The following is a 22,393-nucleotide window of genomic DNA, read 5'->3' as shown; positions in this document are numbered from 1 at the left end:
TTTTCTGCAGACTGGCTGCTCATTATATGGAAAAGAGAGGAAAACCTCATGGAACTGTTTTGGTTTATTCCAACATACGGAGACGGCCGCCACATCGGTACTAACCGCGGTGCCAGGGCGATAACGCCCGCCTATCTGAGGCAAATCGCAACGGCGGCCGATGAGCTCGGTTACGAAGGGGTGCTTCTGCCGACGGGCAGAGCTTGCGAGGATGCTTGGGTCGTCGCGTCGACGCTCATCCCGTTCACCCGCAAGTTAAAATTTCTCGTGGCGGTCAGGCCGGGCCTAATGTCTCCGACGCTTGCTGCAAGAATGGCTTCGGCTTTCGATCGCGCTTCCGAAGGAAGGCTGCTCGTGAATGTCGTGACGGGGGGTGACCCTGAAGAATTGGAAGGCGATGGGGTCTATCTGGAGCATGGGGATCGTTACGAAGTAACGGATGAGTTTCTGCACATTTGGCGGAATACGTTAAGCGGACAATCCGTTGACCACGAAGGCAAGCATCTGAAAGTAACGGGTGCCAAAGTTTTCTATCCCCCCGTCCAGAATCCTCACCCGCCATTATTTTTCGGGGGCTCTTCCCCTGCGGGAATCGACGTAGCCATCAAGCATTGCGATGTCTATTTAACCTGGGGCGAACCTCCAGAGCAGGTCAAGCAGAAAATCGATGCCGTTCGGGAGCTGGCGGAAGCAAGCGGCAAAAAATTGCGTTTCGGCATTCGGCTGCATGTCATTGTACGAGAAACGGAGGAAGAGGCATGGAAGGCCGCCAACGAATTAATTCGTTACTTGGATGACGATACGATCGCCAAAGCGCAGAAAGTATACGCGAGGATGGATTCGCACGGCCAACGGCGTATGGCTGACTTGCATGGAGGCGACCGATCCAAGCTCGTAATTAGCCCCAATCTTTGGGCGGGAATAGGTTTGGCTCGAGGGGGAGCGGGAACGGCGCTGGTCGGCAGCCCTGAACAAGTCGCGGAGAGGATACGCGAATACGCCGATCTAGGAATCGAGACCTTCATTCTTTCCGGATATCCGCATTTAGAGGAAGCACATCGGGTTGCCGAGCTTTTGTTCCCTTTATTACCTAGAGACTCGTCAAAGCCTGCGATCCATAGCCGTCCTCAGCAACCGGCTGCAGGAGAAATCGTTGCTTATGAGCATTTTCCGGGTTCACCGGCTGATGGCTTCCAACGCCTCCCTACCTCTAACCGGAAGGAATGATCGCCGATGAACGTCCGTAATCTTGGAATCTCGTTCATAGCCGTAGTTGCTGCCTTCGGCACTTGGTGGATCGTAAGCGAGAGCGGCTCTGTCAGCCCTCTGTTTCTTCCGACTCCGCATGCGGTGTGGAACGCTTTTCTTGAAATCATGAGAGACGGTTACAAGGGCAGCCCCTTGATGACCCATATCGGCGAGAGCTTGAAACGTCTTGCTCTGGCCTTTGCCATCGCGTTGCTGACCGCAATTCCTTTAGGGCTGTTAAGCGGCTATTTCGCGAAGGTACGGGCATTCGTCGATCCTTTCATCGAGTTCTATCGCCCGCTCCCGCCTTTGGCGTATTATACGCTGCTCGTTCTGTGGCTCGGGATCGGCGATTCCTCGAAGGTAGCCTTGCTGGCGCTTGCTGCTTTCGCTCCTCTCTACTTATCCGTCGTCTCAGGCGTCGGGAAAGTCCCGCGCGACCGGATTAACGGGGCTCGCTCTCTCGGTGCCAAAGATTGGGACGTCTTCGTCCATGTCATCTTCCCCTCGACCTTACCGGATCTTTTTACCGGTATTCGCACCTCGATCGGAATGACCTATACGACGTTAGTCGCTGCCGAGATGGTAGCCGCAGTGTCCGGGATGGGCTGGATGGTACTCGATGCAAGTAAATTTCTTCGCAGCGACATCATTTTCGTAGGCATTATATTGATGGGACTTATCGCCGTCCTAATAGATCTGTTGATCAGATGGCTGGAACACAACCGCGTTCCTTGGAAAGGCAAAGAATAATACAAAATCGAGATGAGGTCGTTTACGATGAACGTTACCCTTTTTAAGAGAAAAAGCTTTATTGCAACACTAGCTCTTATTCTTGTTCTATCCAGTCTATTAACCGCATGCGGAGGATCTGGTAACTCGGACGGCAAAGGAAACGGGCCTAAGGAAGTCACTATCGGTTACCAAGTCATTCCTAACGCGGAATTGCTAGTCAAGACACAGGGTTTGGCTGAGAAAAAATTTCCGGACACGAAGATCAATTGGAAAGCATTCGACTCCGGGCGCGACGTGAATACGGCCATTGCCGCCGGCGGAATCGATCTTGGGTTAGCCGGCTCGGTACCGGTTGCGATCGGCATTGCTAACAAGCTTCCTTACCAAGTTTACTTCTTGCATGACATTATCGGAGAAGCCGAATCGTTAGCCGTACGCAATAACTCTAACGTGAAGAGCGTGAAAGATTTAGTCGGCAAGAAGGTCGCTGTACCCTTCGGCTCTACTTCCCACTTCAGCTTGCTGTCCGCTTTGAAATCGGAAGGCGTAGATGCCGCATCGGTGACCATTCTCGACCTCCAACCGCAGGACATACTCGCCGCTTGGCAGCGCAAGGACATCGACGGGGCATTCGTATGGAATCCAACGCTCGCCAAGCTCATCGCCGATGACGGCGCTGTATTGATAACTGCCGAGCAGCTTGCGGACAAAGGCATTATTACCGCCGACGTAGGCGTTGTCCGCACGGCATTCGCAGATGAATATCCTGAATTCGTGAAGCAGTATGTTTCCGTGCTCGATGAAGCCGTGAAGCTCTATCGCGACAAGCCGGAAGAAGTAGCCAAAGCTTTAGCGCCCGTGCTCAGCACCGATGAGAGCGACGCCCTAGCCCAGACGAAGCAGCTCGTGTGGCTCACTTCCGAGGAACAGAGCGATGCCAAATATTTGGGCAGCAAGAAAACCGAAAGCGGCTTTGCCGACGTCCTGCTTCAAACGGGTCAATTTCTCGCCGATCAGAAACAGATTCCGTCCGTTCCCGGACTAGAAAGCTTCCAGAATGCAATCCGCCAAGAAGCATTGAAACGATAGGAGGCGAACGCTATGGCTTTGACCCTCCCGGCTAACCGCCCGGCTGACGGCTCTCCCTTCGCGGAGGGAGAGCCTCTTATCACGCTTAGTAATCTAGCATTGGCCTATGGATCGGGCAAGCGGAAGAAACAAGTTCTCGCGCAGGTCGACTTGGCTATTCGAGAGCATGAATTCGTAGCCGTGCTAGGCTCGTCCGGATGCGGCAAAACCTCTCTGCTTCGCTTGCTAGCCGGATACGAGCATCCAACAGCTGGAAGCATCAACGTACTTGGACAATCCAAAGTGTCTCCCAGCTCCGAAGTAGGAGTCGTTTTCCAACATGCGAACTTGTTTCCTTGGCTAAGCGTGCAGAGCAACGTGGAGTTCGGATTGAAAATGAAACGAATCCCGAAACGACAACGCCAGGATATTGCCTCGGAAATAATCGCTCAAGTCGGATTAGCGCCTAACGCTCAATATTTGCCCTACCAGCTGTCCGGAGGCATGAAGCAACGGGCCGCGATAGCCCGAACGTTGGCATCGGAGCCCCGCATTCTATTGATGGATGAGCCATTTGGCGCACTGGACGCGGTCACCCGGGAAACGCTGCAAACCTTGCTTAAATCTATCTGGCATACCCGCCGCCGCACCGTATTCTTCATTACCCACGACGTGGATGAAGCCTTGTTCCAAGGCACGCGAATTATCGTGATGCGAGGCGCTCCGGGAACGATCGGAACGGATATCGCGAACCCTTTATTCGATGAGAGCGGAAGTACGGCGTCGTTACGCAAGAGCAAAGAATATGCGTTCTTGAGGGAGACGTTACTCGAACGAATGTAACGTGAAGGAATGGCCTTACAACAAAAAGGGAGAGCCTCAATGACGAGGCCCTCCCTTTTTGTTGTATGACGCTGCTTAAACGACCGGTTTACTGGAACTTGATTTTAATATCAAAAAGCCCTGCTTTGCGCATCGCCATGAATACGATAACGACGATCGGTCCCAAGAATACGCCGATGACCCCTACAAGCTCGTACCCCACGTACAAGCTTATCAATGCGGACAAAGCGCCGATGCCTACCGCGTCGCCGAGTATTTTCGGTTCGACGATTCGGCGCACGACCGTGATAATCAGGAAGAGTAGAATCAATCCGATTCCGGTATACATGTCGCCCGTCGCCAACTGAAATAACGCCCAAGGAACGATCGCGGAACCGACTCCAAGAACGGGTAAAATATCCACGAGTACGATCAGTAACGCTATCGCTAATGGATATCCAGTACCGATAACCAAAAGTCCGACAAAAGATAATATGTACGTAATGATGCTAAGCAACAGTTGCGCCCGAAGAAATCCGAATACCGAATTTCTCAGGCTTTGCAATACTTCTTCGACTTGCAGCCTAGACTTCTCCTCGAATAAAGATAGGAAGGAGCTCTTCATCACAGGCAAGCTTAACGTGAACAAATACACCGCTACTAAGAATACGATGAAGAAGATGAAGAAATCCGGAATTCCCGATGCGAAGCCGAACAATACGCTCGAAATTTTAGTAGAAAGCTGCGTTAAAGCTCCCGTGGCATTCGTAACCCATTGCTCTAGCTGCCCCGGAACCGGAGCCGCTTCATTGCTAGTATATCTCTGTGCTTGTTCTATTAAATCGCGTATGTACTCGTTTGCGTTCTCGAGCATGCCAGGAAGCTTATCGAAGAAAGCCCTGAGCTCGCTGACCAGCTTCATGCCGATCAGTCCTAACATCCCGAGTAAAATGACCGTAAATAATGTACTGGATATCGTGGAGGCGGCCAACCGATTCATTCGGGTTTTATTCATGAGCAGCGTCGTCAACGGTTCTAGAAAAATAGCTGCGACAAGCGCCAACAAAAAGGGAGCGCCCACCGTGAATAATAAGTAAAGAAAGACGAGTGAAACAACCATCAACACCAATGTTCGAATCGGCATGGCCTATCTCCTCTTACCCCTTTAATCCCCCGTTATTTCGAATGATCCGGCGTTTGCGATTCAGGCTCCAGAGCTCCGGCGGCTGCCGTTTTATTTTTGTAAATATGCACCCGCTGAACTCGTAAGCGTTCGGTCTGAGCAATCTCGAACACGTAATTTTTGTGGATAACTTTCTGGCCTTTAGAAATATTTCCCTCGAGGTGATTAAATAGCCAGCCGCCGATGGAATCGACTTCTTCGTCTTCGATCTCAAGGCCGAACAGATCGTTCACGTCTTCAATAAGCATACGCCCTTCCACGGACGTTAATTCCCCTTTAACGACGACCATTGGAAGCTCGTCGTCAAATTCGTCATGAAGCTCGCCGACGATCTCTTCGAGAATCGTCTCGGCCGTAAGCATGCCGGCCGTACCGCCATACTCGTCGATCACGATTGCGACTTGCGACTTCTTGCGCTGCATCAGCTTTAATACTTTGCTGACTTCCATCGATTCCGGTACGCTCAGAATCGGTCTGAGGAAATTTTTAAGATCATGTTCTTCATCCGGATCGGCAGTCAACAAATCCGTTATATGAACAAACCCTAGAATTTGATCTTTATCCTCTAAGCCGACCGGATAACGCGTATGCTTGGTCAAGTAGACCTGTTTCATATTATCTTCGTAGGACATATTGGCAAATAAGCAATCCATATCTGTTCTCGGCAGCATAACCTCGCGCGCAACGCGATCCGCGAATTCGAACACATTGTCGAATAACGTCATTTCGTCTTTATCGATAATGCCGCTCTTCGCGCTCTGATCCATCAATATGCGAATTTCTTCTTCCGTATGCGCCGCTTCATGTTCGCTGGCAGGTTCTACGCCAACAAGCTTAAGCAACCGATTGGCGGTTCCATTCAAAAACCAGATGACCGGCAGGAACAACCTGTAGAATATAAGAAGAGGAAAAGAAAGCCACAGCGAAACGCCGACGGAACGCTGGATCGCCAAGGATTTAGGCGCTAACTCGCCAAGTACGATATGTAGGAAAGTAATGACGCAGAACGCTACCGTGAATGCGATCGTGTGAATTACCGTTTCGTCGGTTACTCCGAATTGATGAAGCAACGGAGAGATGATCAAGTCTGCGATCGCGGGTTCTCCCACCCATCCAAGGCCAAGCGACGCTAATGTAATTCCCAACTGGGTTGCCGACAAATATGCGTCCAATCTCTTGTTAACTTTAAGCGCGTATTTGGCACGAACATTGCCCTCGTTGCTCAGCTGAGTTAACCGGGTTTGACGTACTTTAACCAGCGCAAATTCAGATGCCACGAAAAATCCGTTAAGAAGCACTAAGAACAATACCAGAACGACGTTCCAGAAAATTAAACCCCATTGTAGCTCCAATTAATCGTGCTCCTCCTCTTTTACCCTGTTCAGGCCTTTCCTGATTCGATGCCTTAGGGGATGACAAACCTTTTGGTAAAGTCGACGTCCCGATAATACATGTCCGATACGAGCAAATTAGGCCCACAGCAGCTTACGCTCGGACAATGGCAATTCACCGCTTGCTGCATCGGATGCTCCCGCCATTTGGCGAACACGTCGTCCAGTTTTTCATTATGGATATTACCGAAGGAAGGGATCGAGGCAAAGTCCGTGACGTATACGTCGCCGCTGAAAAGATTTACGTTTACCCGATTGCGCCCGTCCGGATCATTGCGAACAGTAACATTAGTTTCTTCCCTTAACCTTCTAATTAACCGTCGCTCCTCCTCATTGTCGCTGCAAGCAAAGAAAGGCAAGGTACCGAATAACATCCAAACTGCCCGGTTACGGGTATTCAATAGCGTTTCTACGGCTTCGAACATCTGCTCGCGCGTGATGCTCGGCAGTCCGGATGCGAAGGAACTAGGATACATAGGATGTACTTCATGACGCTGGCATCCCATCTCGACAATGATCCGATGAATATCCGATATGATGTTATACGTCCGAAAGTTGATCATGGATTCGGCAGAAACGAATAACCCGCCTTTTGTTAGTTTTTGCGCGTTATCGATCATTCGTTCATACATCTTGGCAGTTGCCTCTAGCTTGACGTCACGCCCCGTGCGGGCGAATCCAACCCGATGGAAATCCGCTGCTTCCGTATAATTAAAAGATATGTGCATGACATCCAAAAAAGGAGCGATAAGCTCATATCTTTCGTAATCCATCGTTACGTTAGAGTTTAATTGCGTCCTTATGCCGCGCTCTCTAGCATATTTCAATATAGGGAGAAGGATGTTCCGCACCGTATCCATGCTGAAGGTCGGCTCTCCTCCGGTCATGCTGATCGTCTCTAAATGCTCGACTTCGTCTAATCTTCGGAAGATCAGCTCCAAAGGAATGTGCGGCGCTTCCTTCATCGTAAGGCTGTCTCCGACAGCGCAATGCTCGCATCTCATATTGCATAAATGGGTGACGGTTAATTCAACGCTCGTAAGCTCATGGCGTCCGAACCTTTGCAATGAACGGATCGGATCCCAAGGATCGTACGAGGGGCTCAGAACTTTCCAGCTTGATGGCGGCGCGAAAGGGGCCACTGCAGCCGGTTTGGAAATTGCTTGCATAAACCATACTCCTGTCGTTTGTTACGTTCCTTTTATTGTACTGGTCAGAGGGGATAAAAACAAACTCCGAATGAGATTCGCTTATCGAACTTTAACAAAATAAAACAAGCTAACCCGTCGCAGCAGTCGCTCTGCATTAGGGTCAGCTATCTCGTATCAAACGGGTATCGGATTCTTTTCTTCCAAGTTTAACTCGATTTTCGTAATCAAAACGTTAAGATGTTTCGATAAATCCATATCGAACGGAACTTTCAGATCCCTGCCCTCTTCATCGGTCAATACCCGGACGACGGGGCGATGAACGCAGGTCGAATTAATATCGCTGACGACAGCGCTTTGTCCCGTATTAAGCTTAACCGTTATGCCTATCGGGTAGATGGCAACCTTGTCACGAAACAATCGCAACATCGACGTATCGTAAAGAATATCGCTACCGGCATACAATGCTTCCACCGCTTCGTGGGGTAACATCGCATTCCTATAGACCCTGTGGCTTGTCATGGCATCGTAAGAATCCACAATACCGATCCATTTCGCATACTCGTGGATTTCGTCTCCCTTTATTCCCCGCGGATAGCCGGAGCCGTTCAATCTCTCATGATGCTGATAGGCGCAATGAGCCGCTATTAGCGGAATATTCGGCTCATCTTTAAGCAAATAGTATCCGCGCTCCGTATGTCGCTTCATCTCGTTGAATTCATAAGCCGACAAGGTTCCCCGCTTCAGTAAAACCTGCATCGAGATTTGGGTTTTGCCGATATCGTGCAGCATAGCTCCAAGGCCCAGCGTCATCAATTGATCATGATCGTAACCACTTGCTATACCAAGCAAAGTCGAATATACGCATACGTTCAGCGAATGCATGTACAAATAATGATCTACCGTATGCAAGTTCATCAGCATGATCATAGCATCCTTGCTATTGCCCAACTCGTCCATAATTTGTTGCATGGCTTGGCGAATATTTCTACCGACATAGGGATACGTTCCAGACTTATTGCGATGAGGATGATCCACGAATTCACGGAACGCATGACGAATGGCTTGAACCGTATTGCGCTGTGTTTCTTCGCTCAACAGCTCCGGTACGACAAGGTCGTCTAATCTAGAATCCTGAATGTACAGGAAGCTTATTCCGCAATCTCCTAATCGGCGGATTAGCGACGCAGTCAGCTCAACTCCTTCAGCCAAAAGCACGATGCCATCATCAGAGTATATTTTTTTGGCCAGTTTCATGCCCGGCCGACTTAAAGAAATCGGCATCATGCGCATTTCGTCATTTCCCTCCTCCTGTCGTTCAAATCAGCTTGACTCCTTGTTCCTTTATTCATAACATCGGAATCTCACTTCATTAATTTAAGAGATTGTCGCACAGAATATTCACTTTTTCCACATAAATCGACAAATTACACCATTCCCTGCTTTTATCCCATAATGAAAATGTAGAATAGGGCAGCGACAACAAAACGATACCAAGCAAAATATTTGAGCTTAAACTTCTGCAAAGCTTTCAAGAAAGCTATGACGACAATCCACGCTACGAGGAAGGAAACGATAAAACCAGTCAACAAAAATCCAAGATCGATCGCGCCCGAACGAAAGTTATCCAAATTGCTTAATACTTCATATCCCGTTGCCACAGTCATAATCGGGATCGCGATGAAAAACGAGAAATCAGCGGATGCACGGTAACTTACCCCGCCCAACATCCCCGCGGCAATGGTAGAGCCGGATCTCGAGAATCCGGGCCAGACGGCGGATACGCACTGCAGAACTCCGATCAGCAACGCCTGCTTGTACGAAATGTCGTCCATCGTCTCTGCCGTACGTTTTATTTTTTTCGAATCGTATAACGCTTCCGTTATCCACATGTAAATCCCGCCGACAACGAGTGCCCAGAGGACGGGGGCGGTATGAAATCCGATTTCCTTAATGTAATCGCGAAAAAGATAAGCGATCCCCAGCGGGGGAACGATTCCAAGCGCGACGTGGATAAGATTCAATCGACGCTTCGGAAACGAATCGACGGAAAGGCCTTGAACGCTTTCTTTCTTCCCTAATCCGAACACTTGCAAAATTTTCTGACGATACACTAGGGCGATTGCTAGAATCGCGGCGAACTGAATCACGATCTCGAACGTCTTGAGCTGCTCCGGCGTCTCCTCATAACCCAATAACTTGTTCGTTAGGATCATATGTCCTGTAGACGAAACGGGCAAAAACTCTGTTAATCCTTCAACAATCCCTAGAATAATGGAATCGAACCAATGAAGCATGGCAGCCCTTCACTCCTGACCTTTAATGAAATAGTGTTTATTGCTGATCCGCAAACCGCCATCGCGGCGTTCTGCAAGATTTAATCAGCGCTTGATCGTTCAATGCCGTAGCCATGACATCCCGGATAAATTCCGGTAAATAGTAGCGAACGTCATGTCCTTCCTTCAGCCCGATATAACCGACGCCAAACGTAAACATATCCAACGTTCCTACGGAATATTGACGTTTCTCATCCAACGGAACGCCATTGACCTTGATGTCCAAAATTCGATGGTAAGGCTCTTGATCAAGGTCCGCCATAATCTCAAGCCCGTCGACGCACAACATGCCCAATACCTTCCCCCGAAAACCGAAACCTCGAAACGCGAGCTCTTGGAACTCCGGAAGCAAGCTCTCCTCCAACGATCTGACGATCGAGCTTCCCGACAGCTTAACGTTGCAGGCATTAATCGGTGATGGGCAAATCGCATGGATCAACTCCTCGGTCACTGGGCCGGACGGTAATTGCTCCAGAAATTGCCCCGCATTCACTAGCCCTATCTCGGCCGTTGTTAGCTGACGAATCGCGCAAGCAAGCAATGTCGGCAATGGAGATTCTTGATTATACCGCAATTCGATCGGTTCAGCCAAATTCGCAATTAGACGGTTTAAGTTACGTTTTGCCTGTACTCGGTACCGACCAATTAGCTCATCCATTTCCGGTAAGCGAGGTAACGAGGCCGTTGACAGGCTCCCGCCTGATATCCCGATCAATTTGCGATCCGAGTTAAGCTCCAACTGTAAATGTCCGACATATTCGCCGAATTTCCCCGCCGCGCAAATGGCCGTTCGTCCCACTTGCATGGGAACCTCGAGCAAATGGTGAGTATGTCCCCCCAAAATGATGTCGATGCCCTCTATGGAAGCGGCAATGTTCTCATCTTGGCGCAAACCAAGGTGCGACAATAGGATCAGAACGTCGACTTCGCTTCGCATAAGGTTGACTTCCGCTTCTAAGATAGTCAACGGGTCTGCCGCATTCCAGCCTAGCAACTCGTAATAATCGTTGTACGGAGCGGTCAAACCGATCAGCCCGATTCGCACGCCTGACTTCTCCAGCCTAAGAGTCGGTACCATCCAAGAGGGACATTGCCCGGTATCCTTGAGCATCATATTCGCGCAAACGAACGGAATAGGCATCCCATGGAAAAGTTCATCCAATTCCCAAGAGGTATAGCTTAGTCCTTCGTTATTTCCGAGCGTAACCGCATCGTAGCCTATGTACTCGATTATCGCGCGATTCAAGGCCCCTTTCGTCCCCTCGGTCTCCATCATCGCGCGGTCAATAAAATCGCCGCAATCGACGGTTATCAGCTTTTCCGGGTCTACTTGGCTTCTGACTTGCGCGAAATAGCCCGCAATTCGGGAAGTTTGTTCGAAATGGCTATGCAAATCGTTCGTGTGCAACAGGGTCAGCGTTACGTTCGCGGCGTCGTTCATCGGGATATCAGCCCTTTAATCATCAGATCCGGAACTCGTGTGCTGACCGGAAATCTTTCATTCGACAGTGCCGCCATCGCTTCCGGCGTCGTTGTGGATTTCTCTTCATTCGGCAATATTACGATTACGGACAAGTGTCTCTCTCCTATCCGCCGATTTGCGACATCCGCCGCTCCGTCGGCACATGGCTTTGTTTGTCTCCTGCCAGCAGTGCGGCCATCTCGTGATTCTCCGGCTTAATCTCCATCGCCTTCTGGAATATCTGCTCCATCGCTTCCGAAGATCCTAGAGCCGGCTTTACGTTTAACTCATCAACCCAGTAGAGACAAGGTTTAATATGACCGTCCGCAGTTAATCTCAACCGGTTGCAGCTTTTGCAGAAATGCTCGCTGATCGGATGAATAAGCCCGAAGGAACCTTTCCCACCGGCGATCCGCCAATTTTCGGACGGTCCGCTGCCGACCGGACCTTCTTCTTGTTCAAGCGGGAACCCGAGCTTCGCCGCCTCTTCAAGCACTCTAGAAAGGGGCAGGTAGTGTTTCCTCCAGCCATCATCGTCATGTCCGATCGGCATATATTCAATGAAACGGATATGCAAGGGCTGCTCCATCGAGAGCTTCAGAAACCTGCCGATTTCATCTTCATTGACCCCTTTAAGCAGTACGCAGTTAAGCTTAATCGGATGGAGACCCGCTTGAACAGCAGCTTCAATGCCTTCCCACACTTTATCCAGATTTCCACGTCTAGCGATAAATTGGAACCGAGCCGCGTCCATCGTATCCAAGCTAATATTTACGCGCTTAAGCCCCGCTTGCTTAAGCTTCTCGGCTTGCGAAGCCAATAACAATCCGTTCGTCGTCAGCGATATGTCCTCCACACCTGACAAAGCCGATAGTCCCGCGATCAGTTCCTCGAGTCCGGGCCTAACGAGCGGCTCTCCGCCGGTAATCCTGAATTTACGAATACCGAACTTGGCGGCGGTTGCGGCGACCTCGATAATCTGTGAGTAAGATAGCAGTTTGTGTTGCTCCATGAAAACCATGCCTTCCTCAGGCATGCAATAAAGGCAGCGCAAGTTACATCTGTCCGTTACCGAGATGCGTAAATAGGTATGTTTTCTTTGGAAACGATCTATCAAATCGGGCATCTCGACGTCTCCTTCGGTGCCGTTTATAGTGTCCTTCTAGCATAACATTTCCGAGGGCGATATGGTATGCTTGATGAAGGGTTTGTTTAACGTTTCACGAGAGGAAGTTGTAAATACATATGACAAAACCTTGGACAATCTCGTTATTCGCAGGACTCGCTGAACGGCTAGGAACGCGTACCATTCAACAATCGTGGGAAGACTCCCGGCTAACGGCAAATCAGATCAAGCAACGGCTTTCTGAACAATACCCTGAACATGCTGATCTTCTATCCGTATGTTTCTTGGCGTGCAATCAATCCTATGCAGGTGACGATACGCTCGTTAGTCATTCCGATGAGCTTGCTTTACTGCCCCCCGTCTCGGGAGGTTCGGATGAAAGCGGCAACACAGGAGCCGTTCTAGAACAACCCCGTCGATACGAAATTACCGATCATCCCATAGATGTAAATAGCATTATAGCGAAGGTGTATCATCCCGATCATGGAGCCGCTATCGCATTCGCAGGGACTACGCGAGAGTGGACCGCAGGACAGAGAACCGTGACCTTGGAATATGAAGCGTACATTCCGATGGCGGAATCGGCCTTGTCCCAGATCGGCGCGGAAATTTCCGATCGATGGCCCGGGACGCTTTGCGCGATATCGCACCGGATAGGAACGGTCGGCATCGGACAGATCAGCGTCGTCATTGCCGTCTCCTCCTCGCATCGCGCCGCATCTTATGAAGCGAGCCGCTATGCGATTGAACGGTTAAAACAGATAGTCCCGATATGGAAAAAAGAAATATTCGAAGACGGAACTGAGTGGAAAGGGCATCAGCTAGGACCTTGGAATCCGATTGGCGAGCTTGAACAACCAGGAGATGACTTAAGATGACGATCACGGGCATTGACCCGCGATATGCCAGGCAAGTGCGCTATTCGGCTATCGGAGAGCAAGGACAAATCCGCTTGCTTAACGCACATGCTGTAATCGTCGGCGTGGGAGCTTTAGGTTGTGTCATCGCCAATCATCTTGCACGGGCGGGCGTTGGAAAGCTGACACTGATCGATAGGGATATCGTGGACCGGAGCAATTTGCAACGGCAACTGCTCTACGATGAAACAGACGCCGCTAGGGGTACCCCGAAAGCTGTTGCAGCCGCTTCTAGGCTGTCGGCGATAAATAGCGACATAACCGTACTCCCTCGCGTTGCGGACCTCTCCTCCTACAATGCGGAGTCGCTTCTCGTCGAAGCTGACATCGTGATGGACGGAACGGACAATTTCAGCGTCCGCTATTTGATTAACGAGTTCAGCATTAAACATCACGTACCCTGGATATACGGCGGAGCGGTGGGCGCATCCGGGATGTCCCTAACCGTCGTTCCCGGCTCAACCCCCTGCCTGCGTTGCTTGTTCCCCGAGCCTCCTCCGGGAGGAACGCTGGACACTTGCGAGACGGCTGGAGTGCTCTCTCCGATCGTAGATACGATCGCTTCCATTCAAACCATGGAAGCGATCAAGATACTGACGGGTCAGGTCGAAGCGCTTCATGGTTCCCTTATGCAAATCGATCTTTGGCAGCATCAATGGCAATCCTTCTCAGTCAAAAGCGCCCGAAAAACTGACTGTCCCGTTTGCGGGGATCGGCAGTTTATTGTGCTTGATGGAGATTGTCCTAATGAGGCGATGACGGCATCCTTATGCGGTAGGAACACGGTTCAAGTATGTCCGGCCACGCCTTTAACCCTTGACCTCGCATCCATCGAGCCGAGATTCGGCAAAGTCGGTCGTACGGAAATGAATCCTTATTCGTTAAGATTGCATTTGCCAGGCGGAATGACGTTCCTTCTGTTCGCCGATGGTCGCGCGCTCGTCATGGGCACGGACGATCCGCTACTAGCTAGACGAACCTACGCAGAGTTAATGGGAGAATAAACCGGACAATAACCTCGCTATTCAAAAATAAAACGTTCTTTGGATGTAATTATGTAATTCTTAAGAACTATATATTGCAAGTAAACGCTTAACTTGGTAGCATAGGAATTGGGAAGAATTTCATCGAAAGCGCTCACATTAACTCGAAAATTCTGTAGAGGTGACATATGAGAGTCCATATTACGGATGTACGATCAGGGGACCAACTTTCCGAGGATATATTCAACTCCTTTGGATTACTCGTACTTTCCAAAGGAACAGTGCTCAACGAGAAGGAATTATCTCGTATGTATCAACATCAGATTGATTATATCGAAATCGAGCGGCGAGCAGGCATTGCTCCACCCCAAGCGGAAGTCGTGTCGCAGCCGCCTCCCTATAACCCCTTGCTTCGTCCGCTCTACCACGACGCGGTAGCCGGTGCAGAGCAATTGTTCGAGCGGGCTTTAGCGGATGGCCGCATCTACGAGGATGATGTGAAGGAAAGCTTCCAACCCCTCGTCGAGAATTTCCGTGCGGAACGCGACGTCGTCTCCTTGTTGCTTATGCTTAACAGCCAGGATGACTACACATACCAGCACTCCGTGCAGGTCGGCATGCTTTGCTACTACATAGCCCGATGGCTTAACTGGGACGAGGAAGCGACCGTACGGGCAGGCAAAGCGGGATTCCTGCACGATATCGGCAAATGCAAGATCGCGGAAGCGATCTTAAATAAACCATCAAAGCTTACCGATGAAGAATATCAAGAGATCAAAAACCATCCTCAGTACGGATATGAGATCTTGAAAAACTCCTTCGAGGATCCCGCAATCGCCCTTGCTGCCTTGCAGCATCATGAACGAATGGATGGCAAAGGTTATCCGCTAGGCTTAACCGGTGACAAAATCCATCCTATGGCCAAAGTCGTCGCCGTTGCTGACGTCTATAGCGCTATGATCTCCTCTCGGGTTTACCGCGAGAAAAGAGACCTACTGCATGTGCTAAGAGAAATGCATGAATTAAGCTTCCAAGAGTTGGATCCCGATATCACATACACCTTCATCCGTCATATGGTCCCGAATTTCATAGGCAAACGGGTAGAATTGTCGACAGGAGAGGTCGGTACCATCGTCATGACTCACCCCACCGATTTTTTCCGACCGCTCGTCCAAGTCGGGGATCAATTTCTCGATTTGTCCGTAAACCGGGAATACGAGATCGTACATGTAAATACCTAACAGGCAGAAGGCAATTCCCTTGCTAGCTCAAGGGAATTGCCTTTTTTGATGAGCGGGGATGTGAACGTCACATATAACGCTTAGCATACATAAACGTTTTTTTCCAATAAGCCTTATTGATCGGAGTAATCTGGACCCCGTCTTTGGGCTTCGGACTCGCATGTATCATATTTCCATCCCCCATATAGATACCTACATGCCCAACCGTTTCATTACTCTTAAAACGCCCCGGTACATAGAAAAAAAGCAAATCCCCGGCTTCGAGGTTGTCCCTTGCGATGTACTTCCCTCTCTCCGCTTGCGTCCTAGCTAAGCGGGGTAAATCGATATTGAATTGTTTGAACACGTATTGGGTGAACGAAGAACAGTCGAAGGTTCCGGTTTGTTTATAGAGCCCGGTTCCGAATTCGTATTTGATCCCGAGAAATTTTTTGGCGAACGCGATCAAAGGCGAATTTGTATTCATTTTCTCTGCTGCTGCGGCGGGTTTCATAGGATGCGCATCCGCAAAATTTAATTGGCTGCCGGTGACTCCCGTTTCGTCCGGAGACGGTTTCGGGAAAAAAGCGACATCGTCCGTTTCGATCTTGAACACCGTAACGTCTCCGAATAGCTTCTGCATGCCTGATACGGGAATGTAAAGGTGATTATTGTCTTTGATTGCCGATGACGGCATGGTGACTTTGTTACTTGCGACCGTTACTGTGCTTTCCCCTGTTCGGAATATCCATGTCGCGTCATATTCTCCCATTCCATAAGTTCCGTCCTTCAGCCATGCTCCATGATAACCCGTCGCTTTAGTAATGTCGTCTAATGATACATAGGCGGAATTCTGGAGCTTGTGGATCGGCACGATATGCCGACCTTCCGTTAGATCGGCCGGAGATTGTCCATTTGACTGAACCTTTACCGGTCTGGAATGCCGCTTCAGTTCCATCGTATCTCCGGGATTATGGACGCAACCGGCCAGCGCGAATAGGACGATCGCTAAAGAAATTACTTTCATGAGCTTCATTGGGTTTAATCCGCCTTCCGAAATAGGTAGTCATTCCCCTATAGGATGATGTTAAGGCTTCCCGTTTATGCTCGTGTTACTAACATTTTCTATTTTTGATTATGACGTATAGAGGACCGGAACTTTCCAGACATTTATTCGTACAGTACTTTATATTAGATAAAGGAGAGGTTGACGATGAGATTTAATGCTGGCGGCGCTTCGATCGTATGCCCATGCTGCGGCAATGACACTTTTGATAAAGACCAACGACAGCTGAACTCAAGAGGAGCTACCTTTTTCGGACTTGATTGGGCTAATAGAAACGCAACCATACTCGTATGCCAAAGATGTACGCATATCGCATGGTTTATGTCGGAGCCTTATGCAACGAGGGAGAAATAGGGCTAACGGAATAGCTACAAAGAATAACCCCGCTCAGCCTATGGCCAAGCGGGGTTACCTTTATTGTTCGTTGAAGCAAATACGTTTAACCGATAGAGCCTTCCATCTCGAACTTGATGAGACGGTTCATCTCGACCGCGTATTCCATCGGCAATTCTTTGGTGAACGGCTCGATGAAGCCCATGACGATCATTTGAGTGGCTTCTGCATCCGTTAATCCGCGGCTCATCAGATAGAACAATTGATCTTCCGATACTTTGGAAACGGTCGCTTCGTGCTCAAGCGTAATATTGTCGTTCATGATCTCGTTGTAAGGAATCGTATCGCTCGTCGATTGATCGTCGAGGATAAGCGTATCGCACTTGATGTTCGCTTTAGCGCCCTCGGCATTGCGGCCGAAAGAAGCAAGTCCGCGATACGTTACTTTACCGCCGTGTTTAGAGATCGATTTGGAAACGATCGTCGAGCTCGTGTCCGGCGCCAAGTGAACCATCTTAGCTCCCGCGTCTTGGTGTTGGCCTTTGCCCGCAACCGCGATGGAAAGAACCATGCCTTTCGCTCCGCGGCCTTTCAGAATAACCGCAGGATATTTCATCGTCAGCTTGGAGCCGATGTTGCCGTCGACCCATTCCATCGTCGCGTTCTCTTCCGCAACCGCACGTTTCGTAACGAGGTTGTAGATGTTAGGCGCCCAGTTCTGGATCGTCGTGTAGCGAACGCGAGCGTCCTTCTTCACGATGATTTCGACAACGGCGCTGTGAAGCGAGTTCGTGCTATATACCGGAGCCGTACAGCCCTCGACATAGTGAACGGAGCTGCCTTCGTCGGCGATAATAAGCGTACGCTCGAATTGGCCCATGTTCTCGGAGTTAATACGGAAGTAGGCTTGAAGTGGTACCGTACATTGTACGCCTTTAGGCACATAGATGAAGCTGCCGCCAGACCATACCGCGCTATTGAGCGCCGCGAATTTGTTATCGGCAGGCGGAATGACCGTACCGAAGTATTCTTTGAAAATTTCTGGATGTTCACGGATCGCCGTATCGGTATCCATGAAGATTACGCCCTGCTTCTCCAGATCCTCTTGCATGCTGTGGTAGACAACCTCGGACTCATATTGAGCCGATACGCCGGCGAGGAACTTTTGTTCCGCTTCGGGGATGCCTAGCTTATCGAAAGTCGCTTTGATTTCTTCAGGAACCTCTTCCCACGTTTTCCCTTGTTTCTCGGAAGGCTTAACGTAGTACTGGATGTCTTCGAAATCCAGATCGTCCATGTTGCCGCCCCACTTGGGCATTTCCATCTTGCGGAATTGCTCCAACGACTTCAGGCGGAATTTAAGCATCCATTCCGGTTCGCCTTTCATTTCCGAGATCGTGCGAACGATCTCTTCGGTCAAGCCTTTACCGGATTGGAAAATCGCTTTATGCTCATCGCGAAACCCGTATTTGTATTCTTCCATTTCGGGCATTTGCTTAGCCACAATCATCAACCTCCTTGTTAATCTTCAATGCCTTCATGCTTGCCTTCGCCATGCTCTACGCCTTTGCGCAACGCATTCCAAGCAAGAGTCGCGCATTTAATCCGTGCAGGAAACTTATTAACGCCGGATAAGGCCTCGACGTCTTCATAATCTTCGAACTCGACAGGCTCGCCCTTCATGAGCGCGGAGAACTTATCCGCAAGCTTTAGTGCTTCCTCGCTTGTTTTGCCCATTACCGCCTCCGTCATCATCGAAGCCGAAGACATGCTGATCGAACAGCCCTCGCCCGTGAATTTGACGTTGCGAACGATCCCGTTCTCAAGCTGAAGCTGCAGGGAAATCCGATCGCCGCAAGTCGGATTGTTCAAGTTAACCGTAACGGAACCTTCTTCTAGCTCGCCGCGGTTACGCGGCGTTTTATAATGATCCATAATGACGCGGCGGTACAAATCATCTAATTGACTCATAACCGAAAAACTCCTTTGTTTTAACCAAGGACTCGGCCAGCCGGTCGATATCTTGCTCGGTGTTATATAGATAAAAGCTAGCTCTCGCCGTTGCGCTGACTTTCAGCCATCTCATGAGCGGTTGGCAGCAGTGATGTCCCGCACGAACGGCAATGCCATCCGTATCGAGCACGGTCGCGACGTCATGCGGATGAACGTCCCCTAGATTGAAGGTCACGAGTCCTGCACGTTCTTCGCGTGGCCCGTAGATCGTCAATCCTTCGATTGCGGAAAGTCTCTCCATAGCATACCGCGTTAGCTTCTTCTCATGCTGGTCGATATTGTGAAGCCCTACTTGCTCGAGGAAGTCGATCGCCGCGCCTAGCCCGACTGCGCCAGCTATAATCGGCGTACCGCCTTCGAACTTCCAAGGCAGCTCCTTCCAAGTCGAATCGTGCAGCTCCACGAAATCAATCATTTCTCCACCGAATTCGACCGGTTCCATACGCTCAAGCAGCTTCGCTTTGCCGTATAGTGCCCCAATTCCCGTCGGCGCGCACATTTTATGGCCTGAGAATGCGTAGAAATCGACATCGAGCGCCTGTACATCCACTTTAAGATGAGGTGTGCTTTGCGCTCCGTCTACGACGATAACCGCACCTTTACGATGGGCGATCTCGGTGATTTGAGCAATCGGATTGATGGTGCCAAGCACGTTGGATACATAAGTGATGGCTACGATTTTCGTTCGCTCCGTCACCGTTGCTTCCACGTCCTCCAGCGTTATTGTCCCATCGTTCTGCAAAGGGATGTATTTCAACGTAGCGCCCGTAGCTTTGGCGGCCTGCTGCCAAGGGATCAAGTTGCTATGATGCTCCATCGGAGTAATGACGATTTCATCGCCCTCGCGAAGCGTCTGACGAGCGTATCCTGAAGCTACGATATTTAATGCTGTCGTCGTGCCGCGAGTGAATATAATCTCGCGAGTGGAAGATGCGTTGAGGAAGCGGGCGACTTTCTCCCGCGCGCCTTCATATGCGTCCGTTGCCCGCGACCCTAACGTATGAACGCCGCGATGCACATTCGCATTGTCCCACTCGTAGTAGCGTTTAACCGCTTCGATGACCGAGCGCGGCTTCTGAGTCGTAGCCGCGTTATCTAGGTATACGAGCGGATGACCGTTAATATCCTGATGTAGAATCGGAAATTCCGATTTCAATGCGATGGGATCCATAGTTAGCCCAGCTTTCTTTCGAGGATGCGGTGTAATTGCTCACGCAGCCCTTTCAGCGGAATTTCGGACACGACCGGATCTAAAAATCCGTGAATGATCAGACGTTCCGCTTCGCTGCGAGAGATACCCCGTGACATCAAGTAATAGATTTGATCCGCGTTCACTTGGCCTACGCTGGCCGCATGTCCTGCCTTAACGTCGTCTTCATCGATCAATAGAATCGGGTTGGCGTCTCCGCGCGCTTTCGGACTCAGCATCAGAACTTTCTCCGTTTGCTGGCCGTTCGCCTTCGTTGCGCCTTTCTCTATCTTCGTTATTCCGTTAATAATCGCCGTTGATTCTTCCTTCATAACGGCGCGGGTAATCATATCGCTCTCCGTCGAACGGCCGAAATGGACGGCTTGCGTCGTCAAGCTCATGCGCTGGCTTCCCGTTCCGACGGAAATAATTTTGGAATCGGACGTCGAACCGTTGCCCTTAAGCACGGATTTCGTATCCGTAATGGAATTACCGTTATGCAGATCTCCGATAATCCACTCGATGCGAGCATCGTTGTCTAGTATCGCACGACGGTAGGCGATGTCGATCGCGCTGTTATCCATTTGATGAACGGCTGCGTATTGAACGACCGCTCCCGCTTTCGCGAATACTTCTACCGCGCTGTTATGAAGCAGCGTAGAAGCAGTCTCTCCCAAGGAAGAAGCGACTTGCTCCACGAACGATACGCGGCTGTTGCTTTCCGCGATGACGAGAATATGAGGCATGAACGTCGCTTCCGCGTCGTCCGCGAACAAGAGCGCTTGGATTGGCGCCTCGATCGTTACGTTGCGGGGAACGTATAAGAACACTCCGCCGTTCCATAACGCCGCGTGAACCGCCGATAGCTTATGCTCATCTTTCGTATATGCCGTCATAAAATGCTTGCGGAACAGCTCCTCGTGATTCCGCGCTGCATCCTCGATGCTAGTCAGGATAACGCCCTGAGCTTTCAATTCATCCGACAATTGGGTAAAGACAACGGATGAGTTGTGCTGCACGATTAACGTGCCATTGTTCTCTTCTGGCAATAACGCCGTTATTACGGCTGGCAGATCGGAAACGGACGATACGCTCTGTCCGGGGCGATTCGTGCCGTATTGGTCTAAAGTCCAACGGGTAAGCGGAAGTTTCTCAGGCTTCGGCAAGTCCAACTCCGTTGCCAATTGTCCGGCTTCCTCGCGCAAGGCGACGAGCCAAGCTGGCTCGTTCTTGCTGCGGGATAGAGCGGCAGCCGCTTCCCTGCCGAAAGAGGTGGTTGGTGTACTCATGATTGCTATTCCCCCCTCTTAAGCTTGGCCGACGGTCTCGTCGACGATGCCCAGTTCTTCTTTAACCCAATCGTATCCTTCAGCTTCCAAGCGGTGAGCCAGTTCAGGTCCGCCGGATTTCACGATGCGACCTTGCATCATGACGTGAACGAAATCAGGAGTAATATAGTTCAGCAACCGCTGATAGTGAGTAATGATCAGGAATCCGCGCTCTTCGGAACGCATAGCGTTCACGCCTTCGGCAACGATGCGAAGCGCATCGATATCCAACCCGGAGTCGATTTCATCCAAAATGACGAGCTTAGGCTCAAGCAGCATCATTTGCAAAATTTCGTTACGTTTCTTCTCGCCGCCGGAGAAGCCTTCGTTCAGGTAACGGTGCATGAACTCAGGGTTCATTTCGAGTTCTTTCATTTTGCCTTCCATTTGGCGAACGAATTTGATCAACGAAATCTCGTTGCCTTCTTCGCGACGCGCGTTGATGGCGCTACGCAAGAAGTCCGCGTTCGTTACGCCCGTAATTTCGCTTGGATATTGCATAGCCAAGAACAGACCTGCGCGAGCGCGCTCGTCTACTCCCATTTCTAGCACGTCTTCGCCGTTAAGCGTGACGGAACCGTCGGTTACTTCATATTTCGGATGGCCCATGAGCGCGGATGCCAACGTACTTTTACCTGTACCGTTGGGGCCCATGATCGCATGAACTTCGCCGCCTTTAATCTTAAGGTCGATCCCTTTCAATATCTCTTTGCCCTCTATGGACGACTTCAAACCTTGAATTTCGAATTGAGTAGACATACGTAACCTCCAAGTTTCTATGAGGATTTACAATTGAAGCTCAAAGAAAAAACTCTTCTGAACGCT

Annotated in this window: 22 protein-coding genes; 8 read left to right on the top strand and 14 right to left on the bottom strand. The window is 50.1% G+C overall.

What is annotated here, in order from left to right:
- Positions 1 to 48 precede the first annotated feature (48 nt).
- The 4 genes from ssuD to L3D05_RS06220 are packed head-to-tail and all read left to right on the top strand — an operon-like array spanning position 49 to position 3,894.
- A complete protein-coding gene (ssuD, locus tag L3D05_RS06235; protein ID WP_239615149.1) occupies positions 49 to 1,227 on the top strand; it encodes an FMNH2-dependent alkanesulfonate monooxygenase in 1,179 nt (392 codons plus the stop codon).
- 6 nt (positions 1,228 to 1,233) lie between these two features.
- Positions 1,234 to 2,001 carry an ABC transporter permease gene (locus tag L3D05_RS06230; RefSeq protein WP_239615148.1) on the top strand — a complete coding sequence of 256 codons (768 nt, stop codon included), beginning with the start codon at positions 1,234 to 1,236 and terminating at the stop codon, positions 1,999 to 2,001.
- A gap of 27 nt (positions 2,002 to 2,028) precedes the next feature.
- On the top strand, positions 2,029 to 3,072 hold the full coding sequence (locus L3D05_RS06225; protein WP_239615147.1) for a taurine ABC transporter substrate-binding protein: 1,044 nt from the start codon (positions 2,029 to 2,031) through the stop codon (positions 3,070 to 3,072).
- Between the two features lie 12 nt (positions 3,073 to 3,084).
- Positions 3,085 to 3,894 carry an ABC transporter ATP-binding protein gene (locus L3D05_RS06220; protein WP_239615146.1) on the top strand — a complete coding sequence of 270 codons (810 nt, stop codon included), beginning with the start codon at positions 3,085 to 3,087 and terminating at the stop codon, positions 3,892 to 3,894.
- 88 nt (positions 3,895 to 3,982) lie between these two features.
- On the opposite strand, the gene ytvI is transcribed toward L3D05_RS06220, so the two are convergent.
- The 8 genes from ytvI to moaA form a co-directional block, all read right to left on the bottom strand.
- A complete protein-coding gene (ytvI, locus tag L3D05_RS06215) occupies positions 3,983 to 5,017 on the bottom strand; it encodes a sporulation integral membrane protein YtvI (RefSeq protein WP_239615145.1) in 1,035 nt (344 codons plus the stop codon).
- 32 nt (positions 5,018 to 5,049) lie between these two features.
- Entirely contained in the window at positions 5,050 to 6,408 is a 1,359-nt protein-coding gene (locus L3D05_RS06210; protein ID WP_239615144.1) for a hemolysin family protein, read from the bottom strand.
- A gap of 53 nt (positions 6,409 to 6,461) precedes the next feature.
- Positions 6,462 to 7,616: a radical SAM/CxCxxxxC motif protein YfkAB gene (gene yfkAB / locus L3D05_RS06205; RefSeq protein ID WP_239615143.1), complete on the bottom strand. Its 1,155-nt coding sequence runs from the start codon at positions 7,614 to 7,616 to the stop codon at positions 6,462 to 6,464.
- Positions 7,617 to 7,772: 156 nt separating this feature from the next.
- Positions 7,773 to 8,888 carry an HD-GYP domain-containing protein gene (locus L3D05_RS06200; protein WP_239615142.1) on the bottom strand — a complete coding sequence of 372 codons (1,116 nt, stop codon included), beginning with the start codon at positions 8,886 to 8,888 and terminating at the stop codon, positions 7,773 to 7,775.
- Positions 8,889 to 9,040: 152 nt separating this feature from the next.
- Positions 9,041 to 9,892 carry an undecaprenyl-diphosphate phosphatase gene (locus tag L3D05_RS06195; RefSeq protein ID WP_239615141.1) on the bottom strand — a complete coding sequence of 284 codons (852 nt, stop codon included), beginning with the start codon at positions 9,890 to 9,892 and terminating at the stop codon, positions 9,041 to 9,043.
- Positions 9,893 to 9,929: 37 nt separating this feature from the next.
- Entirely contained in the window at positions 9,930 to 11,372 is a 1,443-nt protein-coding gene (locus L3D05_RS06190; RefSeq protein ID WP_239615140.1) for a bifunctional metallophosphatase/5'-nucleotidase, read from the bottom strand.
- Entirely contained in the window at positions 11,369 to 11,506 is a 138-nt protein-coding gene (locus L3D05_RS06185; RefSeq protein ID WP_239615139.1) for a hypothetical protein, read from the bottom strand. Before L3D05_RS06185 ends, L3D05_RS06190 begins: the two co-directional genes overlap by 4 nt.
- Positions 11,507 to 11,517: 11 nt before the next feature.
- A complete protein-coding gene (gene moaA, locus L3D05_RS06180) occupies positions 11,518 to 12,519 on the bottom strand; it encodes a GTP 3',8-cyclase MoaA (protein ID WP_239615138.1) in 1,002 nt (333 codons plus the stop codon).
- 119 nt (positions 12,520 to 12,638) lie between these two features.
- Between moaA and L3D05_RS06175 the strand changes: the two genes are divergently transcribed.
- The 3 genes from L3D05_RS06175 (at position 12,639) to L3D05_RS06165 (ending at position 15,660) form a co-directional block, all read left to right on the top strand.
- Positions 12,639 to 13,397: a molybdenum cofactor biosynthesis protein MoaE gene (locus L3D05_RS06175; protein ID WP_239615137.1), complete on the top strand. Its 759-nt coding sequence runs from the start codon at positions 12,639 to 12,641 to the stop codon at positions 13,395 to 13,397.
- Entirely contained in the window at positions 13,394 to 14,440 is a 1,047-nt protein-coding gene (locus L3D05_RS06170; RefSeq protein ID WP_239615136.1) for a ThiF family adenylyltransferase, read from the top strand. Before L3D05_RS06175 ends, L3D05_RS06170 begins: the two co-directional genes overlap by 4 nt.
- A 287-nt stretch (positions 14,441 to 14,727) precedes the next feature.
- Positions 14,728 to 15,660, top strand: coding sequence for an HD-GYP domain-containing protein (locus L3D05_RS06165; RefSeq protein WP_369417950.1), 933 nt, complete (start codon positions 14,728 to 14,730; stop codon positions 15,658 to 15,660).
- 67 nt (positions 15,661 to 15,727) lie between these two features.
- Here the strand turns inward: L3D05_RS06165 and L3D05_RS06160 are convergent, their stop codons facing one another.
- Entirely contained in the window at positions 15,728 to 16,675 is a 948-nt protein-coding gene (locus L3D05_RS06160; protein ID WP_239615134.1) for a C40 family peptidase, read from the bottom strand.
- Positions 16,676 to 16,852: 177 nt separating this feature from the next.
- Between L3D05_RS06160 and L3D05_RS06155 the strand changes: the two genes are divergently transcribed.
- Positions 16,853 to 17,059 (top strand): hypothetical protein, encoded by a 207-nt coding sequence (locus L3D05_RS06155; protein WP_239615133.1) that lies wholly within the window; start codon positions 16,853 to 16,855, stop codon positions 17,057 to 17,059.
- Between the two features lie 85 nt (positions 17,060 to 17,144).
- Here the strand turns inward: L3D05_RS06155 and sufB are convergent, their stop codons facing one another.
- From sufB to sufC, 5 genes are read right to left on the bottom strand one after another with little or no spacing between them, the layout of a single operon-like run.
- Positions 17,145 to 18,548: a Fe-S cluster assembly protein SufB gene (sufB, locus tag L3D05_RS06150; RefSeq protein WP_305037413.1), complete on the bottom strand. Its 1,404-nt coding sequence runs from the start codon at positions 18,546 to 18,548 to the stop codon at positions 17,145 to 17,147.
- 11 nt (positions 18,549 to 18,559) lie between these two features.
- The gene (sufU, locus tag L3D05_RS06145; RefSeq protein ID WP_239615132.1) at positions 18,560 to 19,009 is read right to left on the bottom strand and encodes a Fe-S cluster assembly sulfur transfer protein SufU; all 450 of its coding nucleotides are present in this window, start codon (positions 19,007 to 19,009) and stop codon (positions 18,560 to 18,562) included.
- On the bottom strand, positions 18,993 to 20,222 hold the full coding sequence (locus L3D05_RS06140) for a cysteine desulfurase (RefSeq protein ID WP_239615131.1): 1,230 nt from the start codon (positions 20,220 to 20,222) through the stop codon (positions 18,993 to 18,995). Before L3D05_RS06140 ends, sufU begins: the two co-directional genes overlap by 17 nt.
- 2 nt (positions 20,223 to 20,224) lie before the next feature.
- Positions 20,225 to 21,529 (bottom strand): Fe-S cluster assembly protein SufD, encoded by a 1,305-nt coding sequence (gene sufD, locus L3D05_RS06135; RefSeq protein ID WP_239615130.1) that lies wholly within the window; start codon positions 21,527 to 21,529, stop codon positions 20,225 to 20,227.
- Positions 21,530 to 21,547: 18 nt separating this feature from the next.
- A complete protein-coding gene (sufC, locus tag L3D05_RS06130) occupies positions 21,548 to 22,327 on the bottom strand; it encodes a Fe-S cluster assembly ATPase SufC (RefSeq protein ID WP_239615129.1) in 780 nt (259 codons plus the stop codon).
- Positions 22,328 to 22,393 lie beyond the last annotated feature (66 nt).

This window comes from Cohnella mopanensis (assembly GCF_022352055.1).
GTDB classification, from domain to species: domain Bacteria; phylum Bacillota; class Bacilli; order Paenibacillales; family Paenibacillaceae; genus Cohnella; species Cohnella mopanensis.
The sequence above is the reverse complement of the archived record's forward strand: the minus strand, read 5'-3'. Positions and strand labels throughout refer to the sequence as shown.